The organism is Streptomyces bobili (genome assembly GCF_002154575.1).
GTDB classification, from domain to species: domain Bacteria; phylum Actinomycetota; class Actinomycetes; order Streptomycetales; family Streptomycetaceae; genus Streptomyces; species Streptomyces bobili.
Genome location: NZ_MUBA01000793.1, coordinates 379 through 1,475 on the forward strand (window position 1 = coordinate 379; position 1,097 = coordinate 1,475).

The following is a 1,097-nucleotide window of genomic DNA, read 5'->3' on the forward strand; positions in this document are numbered from 1 at the left end:
CGGCACCGGCAAGACCGCCGTGGGCCTGCACCGGGCCGCCTACCTGCTCTACACCCACCCCCAGCGCGTCCGCCGCGGCGGACTCCTCATCCTCGGCCCCCACCGCGCCTTCCTCTCCTACATCGCCGAGGTGCTGCCCTCCCTCGGCGAGAGCGGCGTACGGCAGTCGACCCTCTCCGACGAGATCGCCCGCCACCCGGTCACCGGCACCGACCCCGAGCCGACGGCCGCCGTCAAGCACGACGCCCGCATGGCGGAGGTCCTGCGCCGCGCCCTGTACGCACGGGTGAACACCGCCGCCGCGGACGACCTCACCGTGGCCGAGGGCTCCTGCCGATGGCGGGTCACCGGCACGGAGATCGCGCGGATCGTGACGGACGTCCTCGCGGAACGGCTGCCCTACGACGTCGGACGTGAGCGGGTGCGCAGCCGGATCGCGCGGCGCCTCCAGGAACGGGCCGAACGGCACAGCGGAACCCGCCCGGCCTCCTGGCTGCGCCGCACGGAACGGTCCCGTCCGGTGCGCGCCTGCCTGGACGCCGTATGGCCCCGGGTGCGGCCCGAGGAGATCGTCGCCGCGCTCCTCGCCGACCCGGCGCGGGCCGCCGACGGCCTCCTCGACCCCGGCGAGCGCGACGCCCTGTGCCGGGTTCGCCCGCCGCGCTCGTACCGCTCCGCGCGCTGGTCGGCCGCCGACCTCGTGCTGCTCGACGAGGTGGCCGGCCTGCTGGCCCGTCCGCAGGGATACGGCCATGTCGTCGTCGACGAGGCGCAGGACCTCTCCCCGATGGAGTGCCGGGCCATCGCGCGCCGGGTGCCGTTCGGATCCCTGACCGTCCTCGGCGACCTGGCGCAGGGCACCACACCGTGGGCCGCGCGCTCCTGGCCCGCCCAACTCGCCCACCTGGGCAAACCCGAGGCGAGCGTGGTCCCGCTGACCGTCGGCTTCCGCGTCCCCGGCGCTGTCCTCGCCCTCGCCAACCGGCTCCTCACCCGCCTCGGCACCGACGTGCCGCCCGCCCGCTCCCTGCGGCGCGACGGCACGCTCCGCCTCCGGCGGGCCGACGGCGACCTCCCCGCCGCGGTCGTCGCCGCCG

At 76.8% G+C, this 1,097-nt stretch carries 1 protein-coding gene; it reads left to right on the top strand.

What is annotated here, in order from left to right:
* The coding region (locus tag BZL64_RS37660; protein WP_425276113.1) for a HelD family protein at positions 1-1,097 on the top strand (1,097 nt) is incomplete at both ends.